The sequence below is a fragment of the Streptomyces sp. NPDC004284 genome (genome assembly GCF_042874035.1).
In the GTDB taxonomy this organism is placed as follows: Bacteria; Actinomycetota; Actinomycetes; order Streptomycetales; family Streptomycetaceae; genus Streptomyces.
On sequence record NZ_JBIAMJ010000006.1, the window covers coordinates 23,320 to 45,453 of the forward strand.

The window sequence follows — 22,134 nt, forward strand, 5'->3', positions numbered from 1 at the left end:
GTGAGCGGCCCGGCCCCCTTTCGAGGGGGTCGGGCCGCTCACCGTCGCACGACCGGGGACTACGCGTCGCCCGCCGGCACCGGGCCGTCGGACGGATGGCGGCGGAACATGCGCGTCGCCTTGATCTCGCCGTGGATCGTCTCCCCCTCCGCGCCCGGCTGCGGCAGCCCGGGACGCAGGTGCTCCTCCACGCTGATGTACTTCAGTCCGGCCCGCAGGTCCGCGTCGTTGCGCAGCCGGATCACGAGCGGGAACTCGGCGAGCGCGGTCGTGTCGAACAGGCCCGTCGTGTAGAGGAGCTGGACGCCCAGCGCGTCCGACACGGCCCGCTGGAGTTCCAGCAGGTACGTGGCGTTGGCGCGGCCGATCGGGTTGTCGAGGAACAGCGTGCCCGCGTGCCGGTGCTTGTCGCGGCCCCGGTCGTTGGAGCGGAGCGCCGCCATCGTGCAGTACAGGGCGATGGCGGCGGTGAGCAGCTGGCCGCCGGAGAAGACGTCGCCCATCTGCCCGACGGGGACGCGCTCGGCGCGCAGCACCGCGTCCGGCTTGAGGATCTCGACCGAGACGCCCTTGGGCTCCAGCGCCGCCTGGACACCCCGCAGGAGCAGGGACATGCCGTCGCGCCGCAGGTCGGAGTTCTTCTTGACGGCGGCGCGGGTCGCCTCGTCGACGACCTCGCCGAGCCGCTCGGCGAGCGTGGCCTGGTCGGGCTCCTCGAAGCGGATGCGGAGGAACTCCTGGCCCGACCACTCGCCGAGGCCCTCGGGGAGCCGGGAGAGGCGCTGGGCGGAGCGGAGCGTCGCGAGCGAGGACTCCACGAGGCCGCGCAGCCGGTCCACGATCGAGTCCCGGTTGCGCTCCAGCTGCGCCAGCTCGTCGGTGAGGACCCGCAGCCGGGGCGCGAAGGCCTCGGCCCACTTGGCGGCGTGCTCCGGGAGCGCGGAGGCCGGGAGTTCGCGGATCTGCTGGCGGGCCGGGGTGCGGACCTGCTCGTAGCGGGTGGAGTTGGCGTGCCGGACGAGGATGTCGCTCGCCTCGCGCACGGCGGCGTCGGCGGCGGACAGCTCGGCGGTGCAGCCGCGCAGCGCGCGCCGCGCCTCGGCCGCCGTCGTGCGGGCCTCCTCCAGGGTGCCCGCGTACGGCTCGGTCTCCTCGCGCTCCTCGTCCGTGTGGTCGCGGAGCAGGTCCCGCAGCAGGGCCGCGGTCTCGTCGAAGCCGCCGGCCGCGTCCTCGGCGGCCCGGTGGTCGCGGAGCAGTCCGGCGTGGGCGGCGCGCGCGGCCTCCAGGGCGTCGGTGCGGGAGGCGAGTTCGGTGGTGGCGGTACGGAGCAGGGCCTGGGCCCGCTCGGCGTCGGCGGGGACCAGCTCCTCGGGCAGCTCGGTGTGCGCCTCGCCGTCCTCGGGGGCCAGGCGCTCGGCCTCGCCGCGCAGCCGGCCGAGCTTCTCGCTGGCCTCGGATGCGCGGGTCTCCAGCATCTGGACGAGGGCCTCGGCGCGGGCGGCGGCGGCCTGCCGGGAGGGGCCGTCGGCGCCGTCGGTGGACTCCAGGAGCTGTTCGGCGCGGGTGCGGACCTTGTTGGTGAGGCGGTCGAGCTCGGCGAGGGCGGCGGACTCGTCGCTCTCGGCGCGGGCCTGTTCGGCGCGCAGGTCGGCGCCGACGCCGACCTTCTCGTACACCTGGGAGGCCGCCCGGTAGGCCTCGCGGAGGGTGGGGAGCGCGGTGCGGGGCGCGTCCGGCTCCTCCTCGGGGAGGTTCTCGGGGGCGCCGGCGATCTCGGCGCGCTCGGCCCGCAGGGCGCGGGCGGTGCGGTGGGCGTCGTCGGCGGCGCGCTGGGCGGCGCGGCGGTCCTCGTCGGCGGCGCGGGCGCGCTCCAGGCAGGTCTGGGCGCGGGCCTCGGACTCGGTGGCGTCGTCGGCGAGTTCGCGGAGCTTGGCCTGCCAGGCGGACCGCTCGCGCAGCCGGAACGCCAGTCCCGCGAGGGCGTCGGCGGCCCGGCGGGCGCGCTGGGCGGCCTCCTGGCGCTCGTCCCGCAGGTGGGCGGCCTCGGCGGCGGCCTCCTCGGCCTCCGTACGGGCCGTGCGGGCCTCCTCCAGGGTGGCGACGGCGGCCTCGGCGGCCTCGCGGGCGGTGGTGGCGGCGGACGCGAGCTCGGCGAGCATCCCGAAGGGGCAGTCGGCGCGCCAGGCGCCGATCCGGGAGGCGAGGGCGCGGTCGCCGGCGAGGCGGCCGGCGAGGGTGCGGATCTCCTCGTCGCGGGCGGCGGCGCGGGCGCGCAGCGCGTGCCGTTCCTCGTCGGCGGCGTGCTCGTCGTGCATGGCCGGGTTCGGCGGGACGAGGAAGACCCCGGTGTCCTCGGCCGTGTCCTGGGCGGGCACGGGGGCGAGGAGGGCGGCGGCGGTGCCGACGGCGACGGCGGAGCGGGGCAGCAGGGCGGCGCTGCCGAGGACCTCGCGCGCGCGTCCGTACGAGATGGGGTCGGTGATCACCACGCCGTCGACGAGCTCGGGGCGGGCGGCGAGGACCCGGGCGTGGTCGGCGGGGTCGACGGACTGGGCGAGGTAGCGCCAGCCGGGGAGGGCGGGGATGCCGTGCTCGCCGAGGTACTCGACGGTGGCGAGGACGTCGGGGCCGGGCGGCAGCAGGCCGCCGTCGCCGAGGGCCCCGAGGATGCGGGAGTCGTCGGCGGCGGCGGTGCGCAGCTCGAAGAGCTGGCGCTCGGCGGAGGCGACGGCCTGGTCGAGCAGGCCGCGCAGGTCGTCGGCGTACCGGTCGAACTCGGTGGCGGTGAGCGGGCCCTGGTGCGTGGCCTCCGGGTCGGTCCCGTCCTCGGGGTCGGCGTCGGAGGGGGTCGCGGCGCGCCGGTCCTGGAGCGGGGAGCCGGAGGACGGCAGGCTCAGGAGTTCGGCGAGGCGCTCCTCGGAGGCGAGGGACTCGGCGGCACGGCGCTCCGCGTCGTAGGCGTTGCCCGCGGCCTCGGCGGCGTCCGCGGCGCGGGCGGCGGCGAGTTCGGCGCGGGACTCGGCGCCGGCGGCCTCACGCGCGCGCTCGGCCGCCGTGCGGGCGGCCTCGCGGGCGGTGTCCCAGGCGGCGACGGTCGTCTTCTCGGCGTCGCTCGCGGCGAGGGCGGCGCGGGCCGGGTCGGCGTCGGGCGCGGTGTCGTCGAGCCAGCCCGCCCGTACGGCCTCGGCGGTCTCCTGTTCGACCTCGGCGAGCCGCTGGCGCAGGTGGCCGGCCTCGCTGCGGGCGCGCTGGGCCTCGGTGGCGGCGGAGGTGGCGTCGCGGTGGGCGGTCTCGCTCGCGTCCTGGAGGGCGGTGGAGCGTTCCTCCTCCTCCGCCGCGTGGCGCTCGCCCTCCTCGGCGGCGGCGGCCAGGGCCCGTACGAGATCGGCGGCGGCCTTGGCGCGGGCGGCCAGGGCGGGGGCCGCGTCGCGCTCGGCCTCGCGGATGGCGGCGGCCACGCGCGCGGAGCGGTCGCCCGCGGCCCGGTGGCGCAGGACCGCCTCGGCGGCCTGCCAGGCGGAGTGCAGGGTGCGGGCGTCGGTGAGTTCGCGGCGCCGGCCGGCGGCGCCCTTCTCGGCGGCGGTCAGCGCGAGGGAGGCGTGCCGGTAGGCGAGTTCGGCGGCGATGAGGGAGCTGCGGCCGCGGGCGGTCTCGGCCTCGGCGACGGCGTGTCCGGCGGAGGTGACCTGCTGGGCGAGCTCGGCGGCGCGGCCGCGCTCCTCGGCGGCGCGGGCGGAGAGCCTGCGGGCGAGCGTGCGGGTGCGGCGCTCGGCGCCGGCGTGCACCTCGCGCGCGTGGGCGCGGGTTCCGGCGGATTCGACGATCCGGCCGAGGAGGTCCACGGAGCCGGCCGTGAAGTCGCGCTCGGCGGTCAGCTCGGCGCGGCGGCCCAGCTTGTTGCCGAAGCCGCCGACGAGGTCGGCGAGGCCGTCGGTGTCACGGGTGTCGGTGACGGCGCGCAGCAGGAGGTCGGTGAAGTCGGAGTCCTTCTTGACCGCGAAGAGGCCGGCGGCCTCGCCCTCGTCGGCGTTCATCTCGCGCTGGTAGCGGAAGAGTTCGGGGTCGAGGCCCAGGTCGCCGAGGTGCTCGTTCCAGCGGTCGTGGATCTCCTCCCAGACCACCTCCAGGTGCGGATAGGCCTTCCCGGCCTCGGTGAGCGCGTCGCGGAAGCCCTTCATGGTGCGGCGGCGGCCGGTCGCGCCGGAGGCGCCCTCGGCGGGCGGGCGGACGGAGGTCGCCTCGGCGACGGGCAGGTTGTCCAGGCTGAGTCCGGGGCCGGGACGGAAGGAGTACCAGGCCTCGGCGAACTTCCGCGGGTCGTTGGAGACCTGGCGGCCGCGCCACTCGCTGGCCTTGCCGACGACGACGAGCTCGCCGGTGAGGGTGTGCTGCCACTCCAGGGCCACGTGGCCGCAGTCGTCGGCCAGGAGGAACTTGCGCAGCACGCCGGAGCTGGCGCCGCCGAGGGTGTTGCGGTGGCCGGGGAGCATCACCGAGAAGATCAGCTTGAGGAGGACGGACTTGCCGCCGCCGTTCTCCAGGAAGAGCACGCCCGCGGGGGCCGGGCGGCGCGGCGGGCCGACCGGCTCCTCCTCGAAAAACTCCGCCTGGGTGGGGGCGGGGTGGGGCACGGGTGCGCCGACTCCGCGCAGGTCCAGGACGGTGTCGGCGTAGCGCGCACCGGCGGGACCGATGGAGTAGAGGCGGACCCGGGACAGCTCGTACATGGCGAGGGACTCTCGTGCTCTCGTGCTCGTCGTGCTCAGGAAGGTCGGTTGCTCGGGGCGTTACGCGTGGAAGGGCAGGCCCGCGTCGGCGGCGAGTTCCAGGTCGTCGCCCTCGGGCGGCGGGAGGAGGGTCGCGGAGCCGTCGCTGACGGGGACGACGCCGAGTTCGAGGAGCTCGGCCATGGCGGCGGAGCCGGCCATGTCGCGGACCTGGAGCTGGTAGCGGGCGGTGGTGCGGTAGGAGCCGCCGCCCTCGTCGCCGGTGCGCTGGAGGAAGCCGGAGTCGGTGAGGAAGGCGGCCGCCTTGCCGACGATGCCGGTGGTGGAACCGGCGAGTCGGCGGGCGTCCTTGGTGGCTCCGGTGGCGCTGCGGCGGGCGTAGATACGCCAGGCGGCCTCCAGGCCGGGGGCGTCGGAGGCCGGGTCGGTGTTCTCGCCCTGCTCCTCGGCGCGCTGCTCCAGGCGCAGACAGGCCTGGCGTACGAAGGCGTCGACGCCGTTGACCGTGAGCCGGCCGATGTACGCGTCGTCGGCGAGGTCCTCGGGGCGGGGGAAGGCCATGGCGGCGACCGCGAGGTGGGCCAGGCCGTGCAGGAAGCGGTCGGCGGAGTCCGTGTTGGCGCGGCGGGCGTAGTCGCCCATGCGGACGGCGAAGACGGAGTCCTCGCCGGCGGTGACGGCCATCCCCGCGCGCGGGGAGACCTCCAGGACGACGAGGCCGAGGCCGGTGGCGACGGCGTCGGCGAGGCGCGCGAAGGCGGGGTCCTCGCGGTAGCGGCGCAGGAGCTCGGTGTACTCGGCGTCGCGGGCCGGGAGCAGCTTGGGCTGGAGCCCGAACGAGACGAGCCGGGCCGCGTCGGCGGCGTCCGCGGGGGTGACGACGGAGGCGGTGGAGGGGGCCGGGGGCTGCGGGGGCTCCTGCTCGCTCCACGCGTCGGCGTACTCGGCGTGGGTCTCACTCACGGCTGGGGCTCCTCGGTACGGCTCTCGGTCGGTACGGCGCGGGGTACGGGCAGGGGGACGGGGGTGACGGCGGCGGGGGCGGGGCGGTCGGCGGGCGCGGGCGGCTCGTCCGTGAGCCGCACGGCCCGCACGGCCGGGAGGTCCCGGCGCCGGGCGGGCGGAACCCGTGACGGCTCCGGCACCGACACGGTCCCGAACCGGGGGCGGCCGGCGGCGGCCGGGGCGGGCCCGGCCGTGCTCTCGTCGTCGCCCCGGGACCCGGTGGGCGGCTCCACGGGCACGGCCCGCAGCCGCGGGAGGCCGGCCGGATCACCCTGGACGGCCTCGGCGGCTTCCCGATGCGGTTCGGTGAGGTCGGCGGCCGGCTCCGGGGCGGCCTCGGCGGCCGGCTCCCGTACGGTCTCGGCCTGCGGCTCCGGTGCGGACTCGGCGGTCTGCTCCGGTACGGACTCCGGTTCCGCCACGGGCTCCCGCTCCGGTACGGCGGCGGGCGCCGGGGTCCGGGGAGTGAGGGTCACGTGCCCTCCGTGCGGTCCGCGGCCATGCCCACCGCGTCGAGCAGCGCCGTACCGACGATCAGGTCGGCGCCGCCGAACTCGGGGTCGGCGAGCGGGGTGCCGTCGTCGACGGCGAAGAGGAGGCGCTCCTCGCCCTGGCGGTAGGCCGTGCCGACCGGGGGGCTCGCCGCGTGGACGGCGAGGAGGGCGACGAGGTACGGCAGGTCGGGGTCGAGGCGGCGGGCCTCGGCGAGCAGGCCGGAGAGGCGGCGCGGGGCGTCGTGCTCCAGGTCGAGCAGGCGCATGGCGCTCGCGAGCTGCTCCTCGCTGAAGCGGGAGTCGTCGGGGGTGGCGATGAGGTCGGGCTCGGGCATCTCCGCGCCGAGGTGCTCGCGCTCGACGGGCGGGGTGAGGAGCAGGTCGACGAGGTCGCCGAGGCGGACGGAGGCGGGGGTGCGCAGTCCGGTGCCGTGGGCGAAGAAGGCGTCGGTGACGCGGGTGGCCTCTTCGACGGGGAGCGGCAGGACGGGGGCGACCAGCTGTCCGTACAGGTCGAGGCCGGTGTACGCGGTGGGCGTGGCGAAGGCCTGGCGGTCCTGTTCGGCGCGGAAGAGCGGCCCGGCCTCCAGGAGGCGCGACTGCAGCTGGGTGTGACGCCGGATGCAGTCCTTGACTATGTCGACCAGTTCGGCGGCGCGCCGCTTGTGCTCGGCGGTCTTCGCGTCGGAGGCGGACTCGGCCTCGTCGCGGGCCCTGCGGATGTTGGTGAGGATCGCGTTCTCGTGGCGGTAGCGGTCGGCCACGTGGTCGAGCGCCTCGGCGATCATGTCGGGGACGGTGTGGAGCCAGTCGACGGCGCGGACGTTGCGCCGGGTGGCCTCCAGGGTCTTGCGGAGGGTCTCGGCGTACTGCACGGTCCGGTAGCGCGCCTGCTCGGCGGCGAGCTGGGCGTCGGCGAGGCGGCCCCGGTTGATGAGGACCTCCAGCTTCACCTCGGCGGCGATCTGGGCGCTGGTGACGTCGGTGTCGAGGGCTCCGACGAGGACGTTGACCGCTTCGTCGGTGGTGCGGAGGTAGACCCCGCCGCCGTAGCCGGGGACCTCTTCGATGAGCTTGAAGTCGTAGTCGCGGCGGACGTAGACCCCGTCGGTGCCGAAGGTGCCGTAGACGGCGCGGAAGCCGCGGTCGACGCTGCCGACGTTGATCAGGTTCTCCAGGACCCAGCGGGCCACGCGCTCGTGCTCGGCGGCGGGGCGGGTGGGGGCCTGGGCGGCGACGCGGGGCAGCAGGCGGGCGACGATCTGCTCGTGGTCGGCGCCGGTGTCGAAGTCCATGTTCAGCGTGATGAGGTCGATCGCGGCGAGGGCCACTTCGGCCATCGCGTAGACCGTGTACTCGCCGGCCAGGTTCGCCTTGCGCGCGTCGAGGTCGTGCAGCGGGGCGGTGCACGCGAGCGCGCGGAGGCGCCGCGCGAGCCCTTCGTCGGCGGCCGGGCCCTGCGCGGGGCGCGGCCCCGCGCTGAGCTGGGGCGGAGCGAGGTCCGTCGAGGCAGGCGAAGTCACGGTGGACAGATTAGGTCCTCACCCTGACAACGGTCGAAACGGCGCAGATGCGCCCGGCCTCCCGGGGCGCCCCCGGGTCAGCCCGCGGGGGCCGCCGGATCGTCGACGGCCTGGGCGTAGGCGGCGGCGACCCGGGTGCGGGAGTCGTCGAGGTAGCGGGCGAGGAGCCGCTCCGCCGAGGCCCGTTCACCGGCGCGCAGGGCGTCCAGAATCTCCCGGTTCCTCCGGAGATAGGGCTCATGGAGCGCGCGCGGGTCGTCGACGACGTGGAAGGCGAGGCGGAGTTCGGCGAGGACTCCGCGCATCAGCTCGTCGGCGCGGGCGCTGCCCGCGAGGGCGACGAGTTCGCGGTGGAAGTGGATGTTGGCCGTGGAGACGCCCGTCCAGTCGTCGGCGCGGGCCGCGGCCTCGCCCTCGGCGACGGCGGCGATGAGGCCGTCGACGGCGAACGGCGGCTGCCCCAGGCCCCGTACGACGGCGCATTCGACGAGCCGGCGGGTGCGGTAGATGTCGTCCACGTCGTCGACGGCGAGGACGCGGACGAACACGCCCCGGTTGAGCTCGTGGACGAGCAGGCGCTCGTGGGTGAGGAGCCGGAACGCCTCGCGGAGTGTGTTGCGGGACACACCGAGGGCGCCGCCGATGCTCTCCTCGGAGAGTCGTGCTCCGGGTGGGAAGTAGCCCTCGGCGATCCGGGTGCGCAGGATGTCCGCGACCCGCTCCGCCGTGCTCGTGCGCCCCAGGAGCGCACGGTCGTCCACCAGTCCTCCGGCCCCGCTCGGCTCCACAGCGCCTCACCCCTTTCCGTCGTCCGCGGCCGAGTCAACCGCAGAAACGGGAGGGCGACAACACGCATCTTGTCGGATCGTTGAACAATCCTCTACCTTGACGGCACCGCACGGTTCCTCAGTACGTCTCTCAGGCACGCCTCCCACTCCCGCGAGGTGCAGATGAGCACGACACAGACCCGGCAGCACTCCCAGGGCGAACGGCCCGACGACACGGGCGCGTTCGCCTGGCTGCGCGGCCTCGGTCCGCGCGGCCGGCGCGCCTTCGGCGGCGCTTTCGGTGGATACGCCCTGGATTCCTACGACTTCTTCACCCTCCCCCTGTCGATGGTGGCGATCGCCGCAGCCTTCGACCTCGACAAGGGCCGGACCGGCCTCCTGACCACCGTCACCCTCGTCGTCTCGGCGGTCGGCGGCGCGCTCGCCGGCGTCCTCGCCGACCGCGTCGGCCGGACGAAGGCGCTGATGATCACGGTCGTCACGTACGCGCTCTTCACCGTCCTCTGCGGCTTCGCGCCCGACTACGAGACCCTGCTGGTCTTCCGGGCGCTCCAGGGCCTGGGCTTCGGCGGCGAATGGGCCGTCGGCGCGATCCTGGTGGCCGAGTACGCCTCCGCCCGGCACCGGGGCCGGACGCTCGGCGCCGTCCAGAGCGCCTGGGCGGTCGGGTGGGCGCTCGCGGTGCTCGTGTACACGCTGGTGTTCCAGTGGGCCGATCCGGACCTCGCCTGGCGGATCCTCTTCTGGACCGGCGCGCTGCCCGCGCTCCTCGTCGTCTACGTACGGCGGAACGTCGAGGACGCCCCGCAGGCGACCGAGGCACGCCGGGCCGGCGGCGGGCGCGGCTCGTTCCGGGCCGTGTTCGGACCCGGTCTGCTGCGCACGACGCTCTTCGCGATCCTGCTCTCGACCGGCGTCCAGGGCGGCTACTACACGCTCGCCACCTGGGTCCCGACCTTCCTGAAGAGCGAGCGCGGCCTGACCGTGGTCGGCACCGGCGGGTATCTGACCCTGCTGATCTCCGGGGCCTTCACCGGCTATCTGACCGGGGGGTACCTCACCGACCGGCTCGGGAGGAAGAAGAACATCGCCCTCTTCGCCCTGCTGTCGGCGGTGTCCGTCCTCGCCTACACCCACATCCCGGCCGGGGCGAACACCCTGCTCCTGCTGCTCGGCTTCCCGCTCGGCTTCTGCATGTCGGCCATCTTCAGCGGCTTCGGCTCCTTCCTCGCGGAGCTGTACCCGACGGCGGTGCGCGGCACGGGGCAGGGCCTCACGTACAACACGGGCCGCGCGGTCGGGGCCGTCTTCCCGACCCTGGTCGGCTTCCTCGCCGAGAGCTGGGGCGTGGGCGGGGCCCTTGTCTTCGGAGCCGTCGGCTACGGCCTGGCCGTGCTCGCCCTGCTGGGGCTGCCCGAGACCCGGGGGAGGGAACTCGTATGAGCGGGACGGTGGTTCTCGATCCGCGTGAGGCACGCGCGCGTGCACGGGCCGGGACGGCGGGGCCGACGGCCGGCTGGGCCCCGGGCCACGCGCAGGCCAATCTGATCACGGTGCCCGCGGACTGGGCGTACGACGTGCTGCTGTTCTGCACCCGCAATCCCCGGCCGTGTCCCGTGCTCGACGTCACCGACCCGGGCTCCTGGACGACCTCGCTCGCCCCGGACGCCGATCTGCGGACGGACATCCCGAGCTACCGGGTGTGGGAGCACGGGCGGCTCGTCGACGAGCCGGCGGACGTGCGCGCGTACTGGCGGAGCGATCTGGTCTCGTTCCTGATCGGCTGCAGCTTCACCTTCGAAGGGGCGCTGGCCGGGGCGGGGGCGCCGCTGCGCCATGTCGCGCAGGGACGGAACGTCTCGATGTACGTCACCGACCGGGCCTGCCGTCCGGCGGGGCGGCTGCACGGGCCGATGGTGGTGTCGATGCGGCCGGTCCCGGCGGGGCTCGTCCCGGTGGCGCGGCGGATCAGCGGTCTGCTGCCCGCCGTCCACGGGGCCCCGGTGCACGCGGGCGATCCGGCGGCGCTCGGCATCCGGGACCTGGACCGGCCCGACTTCGGGGACGCGGTCGAGGCGGAGCCGGGGGACGTGCCGGTCTTCTGGGCCTGCGGGGTCACCCCGCAGGCGGCCGTGACGGCCTCGCGTCCGCCGTTCGCGATCACCCACGCCCCCGGCCGGATGTTCGTCACCGACGTCCGGGACGAGCAGTACCGCATCGCCGTCTGAACCGCGTCTGACAACCCGTGAGCACCACCGCACCACCAGGTGGGAGAGGAAGCACCACATGACCTGGGTCCCGATCGATCTCAACGCCGATCTCGGCGAGGGCTTCGGCCGCTGGACGCTGACCGACGACGAGCAGTTGCTGTCCGTCGTCACCAGCGCCAACGTGGCCTGCGGCTTCCACGCCGGGGACGCGGCCACCATGCGGCGGGTCTGCGAGCTCGCGGCGGCGCGCGGGGTGCGGATCGGGGCCCAGGTGTCCTACCGCGACCTGGCCGGCTTCGGGCGGCGCGCGATGGACGTCCCGGCGGCGGAGCTGGCCGCCGAGGTGGCGTACCAGATCGGCGCCCTGGAGGTCTTCGCCCGGGCCGCGGGCTCGCGGGTCTCGTACGTGAAGCCGCACGGGGCGCTCTACAACCGGGTGGTCCGGGACGCGGAGCAGGCGGCGGCGGTCGTCGACGGCGTGCTGCTCGCGGACCGGACGCTGCCGGTCCTCGGGCTGCCCGGGTCCCGGCTGCACGAGGCCGCCGCGGCGGCCGGACTCCCGGTCGTCGCCGAGGCCTTCGGCGACCGGGCCTACCGGGCGGACGGCTCCCTGCTGCCACGGGGGCAGGAGGGGGCCGTCGTCACGGATCCGGACGAGGTCGTCGAACGGGCGGTGTCCATGGCCCGGTTCGGGGTCGTCACGGCGCACTGCGGCAGCTCCGTCGCCGTCCGGGCCCGGTCGCTCTGCCTGCACGGGGACACCCCGGGCGCGGTGGGCCTCGCCCGGCGCGTCCGGGAACAGCTGGAGGCCTCCGGCGTGCGGGTGGAGGCCTTCGCATGAGGGTGCTGAGGGCGGGCGACCGGGCCCTCCTGGTGGAACTGGACGACGGCGGGGCGACCGAGGCCTTCCACGCCGAGCTGCTGCGGCGGCGTGCGGCCGGTGCGCTGCCCGCCGTACGGGAGATCGTGCCGGCGGCGCGGACCGTGCTCCTCGACGGGGTGGCCGATCCGGAGCGGCTCGCGGCGGAGCTGACCGGCTGGGAGCCGGCGCCGCTCCCCGCGCGCGTGGGCGAGGCCGTCGAGGTGCCGGTCCGCTACGACGGGCCCGACCTGGCGGAGGTCGCCGCGCTGTGGGGGGTGTCCGTGGAGGCGGCGGTACGGATCCACACGGCGGCCGAGTTCCGGGTCGCCTTCTGCGGGTTCGCGCCCGGTTTCGGCTATCTGACGGGGCTCGGCGAGCGGTACGGGGTACCGCGCCGGGCCACCCCGCGCACGTCCGTCCCGGCCGGCTCGGTCGCCCTGGCGGGGCCGTACACGGGTGTCTACCCGCGCTCCTCCCCCGGCGGCTGGCAGTTGATCGGCACCACGGACGTGGCCCTGTGGGACGCCGGCCGGGAGCCGGCCGCCCTGCTCACGCCGGGCACCCGCGTCCGGTTCACGGCGGGGGGCGGACGATGAGCGACCGGGCCGTCGCCGTGGTCCGGGCCGGGGCCCTGACGACCGTGCAGGACCTGGGGCGCACGGGGTACGCGCACCTGGGCGTGCCCCGCTCGGGCGCCCTCGATCCGGCGGCCGGGCGCCTCGTCAACCGGCTCGTCGGCAACGCGGAGGACGCGGCGGTCCTGGAGACCACGGTCGACGGGTGCGCGCTGCGGCCCCGGTGCGCGGTGACCGTGGCGGTGGGCGGCGCGCCCTGCCCGGTCCGGGTGGACGGCCGTCCCGCCGCCTGGGGGACGGCGGTCCGGGTCGGGGCCGGATCCGTCCTGGAGGTCGGCGCGGCCGTCCGCGGTCTGCGCTCGTACGTGGCGTTCGGTGGCGGGATCGCCGTCGCGCCGGTGCTCGGCAGCCGCTCCACCGACCTGCTGTCGGGCCTCGGCCCGGCTCCGCTGGCGGAGGAGACGGTGCTGCCGCTGGGAGCGGCCACGGCCGTACGGGGGTCGGTCGACGCTCCCCCCTGGCCGGGGCCGCCGGACGAACTCGTCCTGCGGGTCCGGCCGGGCCCCCGGGACGACTGGTTCACCGGTGCGGCGCTCCGCTCCTTCACCACGCGCGCGTACCGGGTGTCCCCGGCGAGCAACCGGATCGGGCTGCGGCTCGAGGGCCCGGCCCTGGAGCGGGCCGTGCCGGGCGAGCTGGCGAGCGAGGGCATGGTCCTGGGCGCGGTGCAGGTGCCGCCGGACGGGCGCCCGGTGGTGTTCCTCGCGGACCATCCGACGACCGGGGGCTACCCGGTGGTCGCGGTGGTCCGGGAGGCCGACCTGGGCGCGGCGGCCCAGGCGGTCCCGGGGACGCCGGTGCGGTTCGTGGCGGTGCGCTGACGGGTCACAGGGGCGGCGGGCTGACGGTTCACAGGGGCGGCGGGCCGTAGCCCCCGCCGCCGGGGGTGCGCAGGACGAGGACGTCGCCGGGGCCCACCTCGGTGGTGGCGGCGCCTTCGAGGTGCTCGACGGTGCCGTCGGCGCGTTCCACGAGGTTCTCGCCGAGGGCGCCCGGCTGCCCGCCGGCCATCCCGTACGGCGGGATCCTGCGGTGTCCGGTGAGGAGGGCCACCGTCATCGGCTCCAGGAAGCGCAGCCGCCGCTCGACGCCGTGGCCGCCGTGCCACCGGCCGCGCCCGCCGCTGTCCTCCCGTACCGCGAAGGAGTCGACGCGGACCGGGTGGCGCCACTCCAGGATCTCGGGGTCCGTGAGCCGGGAGTTGGTCATGTGGGTCTGGACGGCGTCGGCGCCGTCGAAGCCGTCGCCGGCGCCGGAACCGCTCGCGACGGTCTCGTAGTACTGCACGCGCGCGTTGCCGAAGGTGACGTTGTTCATGGTGCCGGAGCCCTCGGCCTGGACGCCGAGGGCCGCGTAGAGCGCGCCGGTGACGGCCTGGGAGGTCTCGACGTTCCCGGCGACGGTGGCCGCCGGGTGGGCGGGCGCGAGCATGGAGCCGGGCGGGACGCGGATCTCCAGGGGCTCCAGGCAGCCGCTGTTGAGCGGGATGTCCTCGTCGACGAGCGTGCGGAAGACGTACAGGACGGCGGCCATGACGACGGCCGTGGGCGCGTTGGCGTTCCCGGGCAGCTGGGGCGAGGTGCCGGTGAAGTCGAGGACGGCGGAGCGCCGTTCGCGGTCGACGCGGACGGCGACCTGGATCACCGCGCCGCCGTCGGTCTCGTAGCGGCACTCGCCGTCGTCGAGGCGCGCGATGATGCGCCGTACGGACTCCTCGGCGTTGGCGCGGACGTGCCGCATGTAGGCCTGGACGACGTCGAGTCCGAACTCCTCGACCGTGCGGCGCAGTTCCTCGATGCCCTTCTCGTTGGCGGCGATCTGGGCGCGCAGGTCGGCGAGGTTGGTGTCCGGGTCGCGGGAGGGGTGGCGGGCGCCGGTGAGCAGGGCGCGGGTCTCGGTCTCGCGCAGCCGGCCGTCGCGCACGAGCAGCCAGTTGTCGAAGAGGACGCCCTCCTCGTCGACGGTCTCGCTGAAGGCGGGCATGGAGCCGGGGGTGATGCCGCCGATCTCGGCGTGGTGCCCGCGCGAGGCGACCAGGAAGCGGAGTTCGTCGCCCGTGTCGTCGAACACCGGGGTGACGACGGTGACATCGGGGAGGTGGGTGCCGCCGTGGTACGGGTCGTTGATCGCGTACACGTCGCCGGGGCGCAGGTCGTCCGCGCGCCGGCGGAGCACCTCCTTGATGGACTCCCCCATGGAGCCGAGGTGGACGGGGATGTGGGGGGCGTTGGCGATGAGGTTGCCCTCGGCGTCGAAGAGGGCGCAGGAGAAGTCGAGGCGTTCCTTGATGTTGACGGACTGGGCGGTGTTCTCCAGGCGCACGCCCATCTGCTCGGCGATGGACATGAAGAGGTTGTTGAAGACCTCCAGGAGGACGGGGTCCACGTCCGTGCCGGCGGCCACGCGCGCGGGGCGGGGGACGACGCGGTGCAGCACGAGGTGGCCGCCGTTGGTCGCGGTGGCCCGCCAGCCGGTGTCGACGACGGTCGTGGCGTCGGCCTCGGCGAGGATCGCGGGCCCGTCGACGGTGTCGCCCGGCCGCAGGTCCTCGCGGCGGTGGAGCGGGGCGTCGTGGAGCGTGCCGGCGCTGTGCGTCCGGACGGTGGCGAGGGGCGCGAGGGCGCCGGTCCGCTCTCCGGTGTCGACGAGGACCGGGCCGTGCGGTCCCGCCGTGCCGACGGCCTCGACGGTGACGGCCTCGACGACGAGCGGCCGGTCCAGGGTGAAGGCGTACCGCGCGCGATGGACGTCTGTGAACGCGCTTTTCAGCTGATCGCCTGGTGCGAGGTCGACGGGCAGGCTCGCGTCCGTGCCCGCGTACCGCAGGAGTACGCGCGCGTGGGTGGTGATCGCCTCGTCCGGCAGTCCGTCGGCGCGCAGTTCCTCGCGGGTGCGTTCGGCGAGTTCGGCGCAGAGGGCCGTCACGCGTTCATGGGTGCCGGCGGCGTCGAGTTCGGCCTCGACGGACCGCTCCCGCATGGCGGTGGCGTCGGCGAGCCCGATCCCGTACGCCGAGAGGACTCCGGCCAGCGGGGGGACGAGGACGGTGTCGATGCCCAGGGCGTCGGCGACGGCGCAGGCGTGCTGGCCGCCGGCGCCGCCGAAGCTGGTGAGGGCGTACCGGGTGATGTCGTGGCCGCGCTCGACGGAGATCTTCTTGACGGCGTTGGCCATGTTGAGGACGGCGATCTCCAGGAAGCCGGCGGCGACCTCCTCGGGGGTGCGGCCGCCGCCGACCTCCTCCGCGAGGGCCGTGAACCGTTCCCGTACGACCTCGGCGTCGAGGGGAAGGTCTCCGCTCTCGCCGAAGACGGCCGGGAAGTGGTCGGGCTGGACGCGCCCGAGCATGACGTTGGCGTCGGTGACGGTCAGGGGTCCGCCGCGGCGGTAGCAGGCGGGCCCGGGGACGGCGCCGGCCGAGTCGGGTCCGACGCGGTAGCGGCGCCCGTCGTAGTGGAGGACGGAGCCGCCGCCCGCCGCGACGGTGTGGATGCTCATCATGGGCGCCCGCATCCTCACCCCGGCTACCTGTGTACCGAGTTCACGCTCGAAGGTGCCCGCGTAGTGCGACACATCGGTGGAGGTGCCGCCCATGTCGAAGCCGATGACCCGGTCGCGGCCCGCCTGTGCCGAGGTGCGGACCATGCCGACGACGCCGCCCGCCGGCCCCGACAGGACGGCGTCCTTGCCGCGGAAGTGGGCCGCCTCGCGCAGTCCCCCGTTGGACTGCATGAACATGAGGCGGATCCCGGCCAGTTCGTGGGCGACCTCGTCGACGTACCGGCGCAGGATCGGCGAGAGGTAGGCGTCGACGACGGTGGTGTCCCCGCGCGGGATCAGCTTGATCAGCGGACTGACCTCGTGCGAGCAGCTGATCTGGGTGAAGCCCGCGGCGCGGGCCGCCGCCGCGACCCGGGTCTCGTGCCCGGGGTGCCGGTAGCCGTGCAGGAGGACGACGGCGGCGGAGCGGAAGCCGTCGCGGTGCGCGGCGGCGAGCGCTTCGGCGACGGCGTCCTCGTCCAGCGGGCGGACGACGCGGCCGTGGGCGTCGGTCCGCTCGGGGACCTCGATCACGCGCGCGTACACCGCTTCGGGCAGCACGATGCGGCGGTCGAAGAGCCGGGGCCGGTTCTGGTAGGCGATGCGGAGCGCGTCGCGGAAGCCCTCGGTGACCAGGAGCACGGTCGGTTCGCCGCGCCGCTCCAGGAGGGCGTTGGTGGCGACGGTGGTGCCCATCTTGACGACGGCGATCCGGTCGGCGGGGACGGGTTCGTCGGGGTCCAGGCCGAGGAGGAGGCGGATGCCGGCGACGGCCGCGTCCCGACGGCGGGCGGGGTCGTGCGAGAGCACCTTGCGGGTGACGAGCCGGCCGTCGGGCCGTCGCCCGACGACGTCGGTGAAGGTGCCGCCCCGGTCGATCCAGAACTCCCAGCGCCCGGTCATCCTCCCATTGTGGCCGCCAGCGCCTCCGCGAGGGCGTCGTCCGCGCGCGCGTCGAGGGACGCGGTGCCGGTGCCGTCGGCCCAGTGGCGCAGTTCGGCACCGGCGAGCAGGAGGAGCTGCGGAAGCAGGTCACGGCTGCGGCGCAGGACCCAGCCGGTGCCGGCGGTGGCGAGCCAGAGCAGGGCCTCGGCGCGGGTCGGCGGCGGTTCGACGGGCTCCGTCGAGGGCGGTGCGCCGTGGGCGAGTCCCCGGTCGGCGAGGAGCCGGTGGAAGCCGGCGGCGACGGCCCGGTGGCCGCGCTCGCCCGGGTGGAGCCGGTCCGCGCTCCACAGGGCGCGGGCCTCGGTCCAGGCGGGGTCGGCGAGGTGCAGGTGGACGGCTCCGTACCGGTCGGAAAGGGCGTGCACGACCGCGTTCACGGAGCGCTGGCGGCGGGCGAGCGGGCGGGCCAGGGGCGGGGGCAGACCGAGCATCCGCCCCGGATCGGGCAGACAGGCCGTCAGGAGTACGGCTCCGAGGGCGTCGAGGTCGGCGCAGACCCGGTCCAGGCGGTGGGCGAGGAGCGCGATGTCGAAGGTGCGGCGCAGGGTGTCGTTCACCCCGACGACGACGGAGGCCAGGTGCGGCCGGAACGCGAGGGCTCGCGGGGCCTGCCGCTCGGCGACGTCGGCGCTCAGCGCCCCGCTGGTGGCGAGGTTCAGGAAGCCGCTCCCCCGCCCCTCGGCCGCGAGCCCGTCGGCGAGCAGCGCGGCCCACCCCCGCCAAGCTCCCCCGACCCGGTCCCCCACCCCCTCGCTGAACGAGTCCCCGAGCACGACGAACCGAACGGGCCCCCCGGCCCCCTCGGCAGCGCCGCCGCCGCCCCGAGCGGCGGGGACACGGGCCCCTGCCACCGGCGCCTCGGCCACCGGGGTGCCGGGCGCGACCGCCCCGGCCTGCGGGGCCGCGGGGCCCCCGGCCGCGAGGGGCGGGGCCGGGGGCGAGACCGTCCCACCTCCGCCCTTCGGAACCGGCACCGTCCCACCTCCACCCTCCGAGGCCGGGCGGAGGGCCGGAACCCTGCCTTCCGGGACCGGGGCCGGGACCGTCCCGCCCCCGTCCTCCGTCACCTCGTCCGACGGCGGGCCGGGGGCGCGGGCCGGTGTGTCCCGGGGTGCCGGGACCGGCTCCGCCACCCCCGCCCACGCCCCCGTCGCCGCCCCCGTCGTCTGCGGTGTCATCGCCGTGCCTCCTCGGGGACGAGCGGCCGGGGCGCCGGGAGGGCGTCGTGGGCGTGGAGGAAGGCGGTGATGGCGCGGTCCCAGGAGAAGGCCTCCGCACGCGCGCGTGCGGCCCGGCGGCGGGCGGTCTCCGGGGTCGCGAGGAGGCTCCGTACCCCGGCGGCGAAGGCGGCCGGGGTGTCGGCGGCGGCCGCACCCGCCGTGCCCACGACCTCGGGCAGGGCGGAGGAGGCGCTGACCACGACGGGGGTCCCGCAGGCGAGGGCCTCCAGGGCGGAGAGGCCGAACGTCTCCGCGGGCCCCGGCGCCAGGCACACGTCGGCCGCCGCCTGGAGGTCCGCCAGGGCCGCCCGGTCGGCGACGTGCCCGAGGAACCGCACCGGGAGGCGCCGCTCGCGCGCCCGGCGCTCCAGGGAGCCCCTCAGGGGCCCGTCTCCCGCGACCACGAGCGCCGCCGCGATCCCGTCCGCCCGCAGCTCCTCCAGGGCGTCCAGGGCCGTGCCCGGCCGTTTCTCGACCGAGAGCCGCGAGCACAGCAGGAGCAGCACCCGCTCCCCGCCGGCGTACCGGGCCCGCAGCGCGGTGCTGCGGCGGCCGGGCCGGCAGTGCTCCAGGTCCACGCCGAGCGGGGCCCGTACGACGTTGCGCGCCCCGATCCGTACGAACTCGCGCTCCGCCCACTCCGTCGTGCACACGATCCGGGCGAAGGCCCACGCCGTGCGGCGGTTGAGCCGGTCCGCCGCGCGGGCCGCGAGCGCGGGCGGCACGCCCCAGGTGCGCAGCACCCCGTCCGCGGTCTCGTGGGAGACCATGACGGACGGCACGCGCGCGCGTCGCGCCCACTCCCCCGTCCACCGCAGGGTGGTGCGGTCCGAGACCTCGATCCGGTCGGGGGCGAGCTCGTCGAGGAGCCGGCGGACCCGGCGGCGGTCGGCGAGGACCCGGTAGCCGCCGGTGCCGGGCAGCACGGGGCCGGGGAGGGTGACGACCCGGCCCTGCTCGGTGCGGTGGTCGCTCGCGACGTCTCCGGGGACGACGAGGACGGATTCGTGGCCGGCGGCCAGGTAGCCGCGGCCGAGTTGTTCGAGGGCGGTGCGGAGGCCGCCCGAGGTGGGGGTCACGAAGTTCGCGAGCCGCACGATCCTGAGCCCGGGGCCGCCCCCCGTACCGACGCCGTTCACGCCGCCACCGCCGTCCGCTCGCGCAGCACCTCCAGGTAGTGGCCGATCAGTTCGTCGCCGAGCGCCTCCCAGGTGCGTCCCCCGACGGCGGTCCGGCCGGCCAGTCCGTAGGCGGCGCGGGTGTCCGGCGCGGCGGCGAGCGCGGCGACGGCCGCGCGCAGCGCCTCCGGGTCGCCCGGGGGTACGAGGAGCCCGGTGCGCCCGTGGTCGACCAGGTCCAGGGGGCCGCCGGCGGCCGGGGCGACGACGGGGACCCCGCTCGCCATGGCCTCCTGGACGGTCTGGCAGAAGGTCTCGTACGGGCCGGTGTGGGCGAAGACGTCGAGCGAGGCGAAGATCCGGGCGAGGTCGGCGCCGGTGCGGCGGCCCAGGAAGCGGGCGCCCGGCAGGGCCGCGCGCAGGGCGGGCCCGCTCGGTCCGTCCCCGACGACCACGACCCGGACGCCGGGGAGCGCGCAGGCGCCGGCGAGCAGGTCCACCCGCTTCTCGGGGGCGAGGCGGCCGACGTAGCCGACGAGGAGCTCCCCGTCGGGGGCGAGCTCACGGCGGAGGGCGGCGTCGCGCAGTGCGGGACGGAAGCGGACGGTGTCCACTCCGCGCCCCCAGAGCCGGACGCGGCCGATGCCGTGGGCCTCCAGGTCGCGCACGGCGGCGGAGGACGGGGCGAGGGTGCGGTCGGCGGCGCCGTGCACGGCGCGGAGGCGGCGCCAGGCGGCGCCCTCGCCGGTCCCGACGTACGTGCGCGCGTAGCCGGCGAGGTCGGTCTGGTAGACGGCGACGGCGGGGATGCCGAGCCGGGCGGCCGCGGTCATGCCCCGGACGCCGAGGACGAACGGTCCGGCGAGGTGGACGAGGTCGGCGCGGTGGGCGGCGATGGCGGCGGCGACCCGGCGGCTGGGCAGGGCGACCCGTACCTGCGGATAGCCGGGCAGCGGGAGGGAGGGCACCCGGACGACGGGGCAGGGGGCGTCGGTGTCCGCGGCCGGGTCGGCGACGGCGGGGGCGATGACGAGCGGGGTGTGGCCCCGCCGGACGAGGTGGCGCGCGGTCTGCAGGGCGCAGTGCGCCACACCGTTGACGTCGGGAGGGAAGGATTCGGTGACGATGACGACACGCATACGGGTGTTGTCGTCGCGCTCGGCGTGCCCCCGCCGACGTGGATCTGGACGGGGAGGGAACGTCCCGTGAGCGTTTCCCCCGGAGCCGGGAGAACGCCCCGAAGCCGGGAGCCCCCTCGGGGGCCGGGGGAACGCACCGGCCCCCGGGACGGGGCCACGGTCGGCGGGTTCTCCGCCGCAGGCCGCGCCGTCCCGGGGGCCGGGTGCGGGGGCTCGGGTGCGCGAGGTCGGGCCGGGAGGGGTGGGCCGGATCTGTCGCTGCCCCGGAGCCGGGGTCAGACCTGGAGGTCCGGCCCTATCCGGTTGCGTACCGCCGTCTGGACCTCGACCTCTTCGGCCGGGTCTGCGGCGAGCCTGCGCAATCGTTCGGCGACGCGCACGTCACCGGTCTCGGCGTGCTGGGCCGCGATCTCGCGGGTGGTCTCCTCGCAGTCCCAGAGGCATTCGACGGCGAAGCCGGTCGCGAAGGTGGGGTCGGTGGTGGCGAGGGCGCACGCCACGCGGCCGCGCAGCCGGGAGGAGGTCGTCTCGCGGTAGACGTGGCGCAGCACGGGGGCCGCGCAGGCGATGCCGAGGCGTCCGGCGCCGTCGACGAGGCAGGTGAGCTCGGGGGCGTCGGGGCCCGCGGAGCGCACGGTGCCGCGCAGGGCGCCGAGGACGAGACCGGCGTCCTGGGCGGTGCCGCGGCAGGCGAGGACCTCGGCGGCGGCGGTCCCGAGGGCGTCGGTGCGCCGGACCCACGCACGGGCGCGCGCGACGGCGTCGTCTCCGCACATCCGCCGGTAGGCGGCGACGGCGGCGTCGGCGATCTCGCGGGAGTCGCCGTCGGCCGCGGCCTCGACGAGGTCGAGGACGGCGGGGTCCCGTGACTCGGCGAGGTGGTGCAGGGCGGCGCCGCGGGCTCCCGGCGCGCCGTACCGGGCGGCGGCGAGGATCTCGGGCCGGTCCTCGGGTCCGGCCACGGCGGTCAGGCAGCGGGCGGCGGGACCGTACAGCACGGCTCCGCGCTCGTACCCCTCCTGCGCCCAGTCGAGGACGGCCTTGACGCTCCACTCGGGGCGGGGCCCGGAGGGGCGCATCTGGCGCTGCCAGCGGTCGAAGGAGCCCTGTTCCCGGGCGGCCCTGACGCGGGCGCCGACGGCCTCGCGGGGGTCCTCGGCCCACAGCCGCCAGGGGCGGGGCTCGAAGGCGTCGCGGACGGTGCGCGCCAGTTCGGCGTCGCCCTCCGCGTCGGCCGGGAAGCGGGCCAGTACGGGCGGGGCGAGCGCGCGGAGTCCGGCGTCGTCGTCGCGGACGGCCAGCTCGTCCAGGGCCCAGGCCCAGTTGGCGCCGGTCGCCGCGTACCGCCGGAGCAGCAGCAGGGCGTCCTGGCGTCCGTAGGACGCGAGGTGGCCGAGGACGGCGAGCGCGAGCCCGGTCCGGGACTCCTCGGTGTCGAGGTGGTCCTCGGCGTCGAAGAGGTGCGCCTCGATCTCGCCCAGGCCTCCGTGGAGGTCCAGGTAGAGGCGGGCGTAGTACAGGGAGCGGTTCTCGACCTGCCAGTCGTGGCGGGGGTCGGCGAGAACGCAGTGGTTGAGGGCCGCGAGGGCCTCGGCGCGTGGCGCGGCGAGCGCGTGCAGGGTGCCGTCGCCGCGGCCCCGCTGCAGCAGGCCGAGCAGGGTGCCGCTCGGCGCTATGACTGGATCGAACATGGGAAGACGCCTCACATCAAGCTGTCGACACGACCGGGGGATACCGGGGGCAACCCGGTCGGGCGGTACATCGCCCGTACGCCTAGGCCGTGCGGCAACATTCGGGGCCGCCCGTCGTCGTCATTCGCCTGCCAGTGACCATCTTCCTCAGCCTCTCGTCGGTGGCCCGTTTTGCCGGGCCCGACGTCATGATGACCCACCCATTTCGCCACCGCGACCACATTTACGACGCGGCTC

Annotated in this window: 15 protein-coding genes; 5 read left to right on the plus strand and 10 right to left on the minus strand. The window is 76.2% G+C overall.

Going from position 1 to position 22,134, the window contains the following annotated elements:
- Positions 1-59: 59 nt before the first annotated feature.
- The 5 genes from ACFYUS_RS17105 to ACFYUS_RS17125 form a co-directional block, all read right to left on the minus strand.
- Positions 60-4,727, minus strand: a complete 4,668-nt coding sequence (locus ACFYUS_RS17105) for a hypothetical protein (RefSeq protein ID WP_388851869.1) — start codon at positions 4,725-4,727, stop codon at positions 60-62.
- Between the two features lie 60 nt (positions 4,728-4,787).
- A complete protein-coding gene (locus ACFYUS_RS17110; RefSeq protein ID WP_388851872.1) occupies positions 4,788-5,690 on the minus strand; it encodes a hypothetical protein in 903 nt (300 codons plus the stop codon).
- Complete coding sequence (locus ACFYUS_RS17115; RefSeq protein ID WP_388851875.1) at positions 5,687-6,208, minus strand: hypothetical protein; 522 nt, start codon at positions 6,206-6,208, stop codon at positions 5,687-5,689. The genes ACFYUS_RS17110 and ACFYUS_RS17115 overlap by 4 nt, the downstream gene beginning before the upstream one ends.
- On the minus strand, positions 6,205-7,749 hold the full coding sequence (locus tag ACFYUS_RS17120) for a hypothetical protein (RefSeq protein WP_388851878.1): 1,545 nt from the start codon (positions 7,747-7,749) through the stop codon (positions 6,205-6,207). The genes ACFYUS_RS17115 and ACFYUS_RS17120 overlap by 4 nt, the downstream gene beginning before the upstream one ends.
- 77 nt (positions 7,750-7,826) lie before the next feature.
- On the minus strand, positions 7,827-8,513 hold the full coding sequence (locus tag ACFYUS_RS17125) for a GntR family transcriptional regulator (protein WP_388852984.1): 687 nt from the start codon (positions 8,511-8,513) through the stop codon (positions 7,827-7,829).
- A 186-nt stretch (positions 8,514-8,699) separates the two neighbouring features.
- Here ACFYUS_RS17125 and ACFYUS_RS17130 point away from each other — a divergent pair, with 186 nt between their 5' ends.
- From ACFYUS_RS17130 to ACFYUS_RS17150, 5 genes are read left to right on the plus strand one after another with little or no spacing between them, the layout of a single operon-like run.
- Complete coding sequence (locus tag ACFYUS_RS17130; protein WP_388851881.1) at positions 8,700-9,980, plus strand: MFS transporter; 1,281 nt, start codon at positions 8,700-8,702, stop codon at positions 9,978-9,980.
- Positions 9,977-10,765, plus strand: coding sequence for a putative hydro-lyase (locus ACFYUS_RS17135; protein ID WP_388851884.1), 789 nt, complete (start codon positions 9,977-9,979; stop codon positions 10,763-10,765). Before ACFYUS_RS17130 ends, ACFYUS_RS17135 begins: the two co-directional genes overlap by 4 nt.
- Before the next feature lie 58 nt (positions 10,766-10,823).
- Entirely contained in the window at positions 10,824-11,588 is a 765-nt protein-coding gene (locus ACFYUS_RS17140; RefSeq protein WP_086831912.1) for a LamB/YcsF family protein, read from the plus strand.
- A complete protein-coding gene (locus ACFYUS_RS17145; RefSeq protein WP_388851888.1) occupies positions 11,585-12,205 on the plus strand; it encodes an allophanate hydrolase subunit 1 in 621 nt (206 codons plus the stop codon). The genes ACFYUS_RS17140 and ACFYUS_RS17145 overlap by 4 nt, the downstream gene beginning before the upstream one ends.
- Positions 12,202-13,065: a biotin-dependent carboxyltransferase family protein gene (locus ACFYUS_RS17150; RefSeq protein WP_388851891.1), complete on the plus strand. Its 864-nt coding sequence runs from the start codon at positions 12,202-12,204 to the stop codon at positions 13,063-13,065. The genes ACFYUS_RS17145 and ACFYUS_RS17150 overlap by 4 nt, the downstream gene beginning before the upstream one ends.
- A gap of 28 nt (positions 13,066-13,093) precedes the next feature.
- Here the strand turns inward: ACFYUS_RS17150 and ACFYUS_RS17155 are convergent, their stop codons facing one another.
- From ACFYUS_RS17155 to ACFYUS_RS17175, 5 genes are all read right to left on the minus strand, one after another.
- A complete protein-coding gene (locus ACFYUS_RS17155) occupies positions 13,094-16,687 on the minus strand; it encodes a hydantoinase B/oxoprolinase family protein (protein WP_388851894.1) in 3,594 nt (1,197 codons plus the stop codon).
- A complete protein-coding gene (locus ACFYUS_RS17160) occupies positions 16,684-17,502 on the minus strand; it encodes an SGNH/GDSL hydrolase family protein (RefSeq protein WP_388852987.1) in 819 nt (272 codons plus the stop codon). The genes ACFYUS_RS17155 and ACFYUS_RS17160 overlap by 4 nt, the downstream gene beginning before the upstream one ends.
- 401 nt (positions 17,503-17,903) lie before the next feature.
- Positions 17,904-19,088, minus strand: coding sequence for a glycosyltransferase (locus ACFYUS_RS17165; protein WP_388851897.1), 1,185 nt, complete (start codon positions 19,086-19,088; stop codon positions 17,904-17,906).
- Positions 19,085-20,206, minus strand: coding sequence for a glycosyltransferase family 4 protein (locus ACFYUS_RS17170; RefSeq protein WP_388851900.1), 1,122 nt, complete (start codon positions 20,204-20,206; stop codon positions 19,085-19,087). The genes ACFYUS_RS17165 and ACFYUS_RS17170 overlap by 4 nt, the downstream gene beginning before the upstream one ends.
- A 275-nt stretch (positions 20,207-20,481) precedes the next feature.
- On the minus strand, positions 20,482-21,897 hold the full coding sequence (locus ACFYUS_RS17175) for a HEAT repeat domain-containing protein (protein WP_388851903.1): 1,416 nt from the start codon (positions 21,895-21,897) through the stop codon (positions 20,482-20,484).
- Positions 21,898-22,134 lie beyond the last annotated feature (237 nt).